2 protein-coding genes are annotated in these 1343 nt (G+C 74.8%); both read right to left on the bottom strand.

The window, feature by feature from the left end; translation table 11 throughout:
* Window positions 1–61: 61 nt before the first annotated feature.
* Window positions 62–415, bottom strand: a complete 354-nt coding sequence (locus NON22_RS24415) for a hypothetical protein (protein WP_257389580.1) — start codon at window positions 413–415, stop codon at window positions 62–64.
* Window positions 416–533: 118 nt separating this feature from the next.
* The coding region (locus NON22_RS24410; protein ID WP_257389579.1) for a molybdopterin-binding protein at window positions 534–1343 on the bottom strand (810 nt) is incomplete at its 5' end.

Below are 1343 nucleotides of genomic sequence, written 5' to 3'. Positions count from 1 at the left end.
CGGCGGCCGGGAATCGCGTCGTGTCGCGTTGCGACGGCGCGCCGGCACGGCCGCCGCGGGGTCAGGCCCCGCGGGTGGCCCGCGGCCGGCGCGTGCGCACGCTGTCGCGGACGTCGACCTCGAAATCCAGGTCGAGCGCGGTCGACGCGTCGCCCAAGGTCAGGCGCAGGGCATCGCGGCGCGGCAGGCCGGCGACGTAGTCCTGCACCGCGGCCCGCGGCAGCGCCAGGGTTATCCCGTCGATGTTCCAGTCCAGCGCGAGCGCGTCGTCGTCGTGCAGCTGCAGGCGCCGTTCGCTGGCCTGGACCGGGCCGAGCCGGGTCTGGTCGACCAGAGTGTCGCCGGCCAGCAGGCGGGCCAGCTCCGCCTCGTCGATGCGAAAGCGCAGACGCTGGCCTTCGAGTTGCAGTTTCATGGGGCGCTCCCCGGCAGGCCGGCGCGCGGCCCCGGCGGAGCCGCGCCGCTCACGCCCAGCGCAAGCGGCGCGTCGGGTTCGAGCGCGCTGGAACCGCCGAACGGCTCTGGTCGGATCGTCATGCGCCGTTCTCCGTATCCAGTTGCAGGCCCCAGTGCGCGTTGCCGTGAAAGTCCACCGGCGTTCCGGCCGGCAGGCGCTGCGCCGCGGCCGGCAGCACCGCCCAGCCCTGGGCCTGGGCCAGGGAACGCAGCTTGAAGGATTCCTGCCCCTGCAGCAGGCGCACGCCGGCGCGGCCGTCGCGGTCGAACGTCAGGCCGGCCTTCTGGTACTGGGTGAAACCCGCTTTCTTGTCCGCGTCCTGCAGCAGCGGCAGGCGCCACGGACGCTCGGCGCCGAGGCCGAGCAGCGCGCGCAGCGCGGCGCAGACGAAGAAGCGGAAGCCGACCGCGCAGGACGCCGGATTGCCGGGCAGGCCGAAATACAGCGCGCCGCCGGGCAGACGCGCGAACAGCAGCGGCTTGCCGGGACGCATGCTCAGCTTGTGGAACACGATCTCGGCGCGCAGCGCGTGCAGCACCTCGGGCACGAAATCGTAGCGGCCGGCCGAGACGGCGCCGGTGCTCAGGATCAGCCGCGCGCCCGCGGCGACGGCGCCGGTGACGGCTTCGTACAGCGTCGCGGGTTCGTCGGGCAGGGTTGCTTCGCGCAGCAGCACGGCGCCGGCGGCAGCGACGGCCGCGGCGAGGTAGGGACCGTTGCTGTTGCGGATCCCGGCCGATCCCAGCGGCAGCGCCGCGTCGTCGACGAGCTCGCGGCCGGTGCAGAACAGCGCGAGCCGCGGCGCCTGCACGACGTCGACCGTCGCGCAGCCCATGCCGGCCAGCAGCGCGAGCTGCGCGGGGCCGATGCGGCAGCCGGCCGGCAG

Source organism: Tahibacter caeni, assembly GCF_024609805.1.
GTDB classification, from domain to species: Bacteria; Pseudomonadota; Gammaproteobacteria; order Xanthomonadales; family Rhodanobacteraceae; genus Tahibacter; species Tahibacter caeni.
Note: the sequence above shows the minus strand (reverse complement) of the source record. Positions and strands in the feature narration are given on the sequence as shown.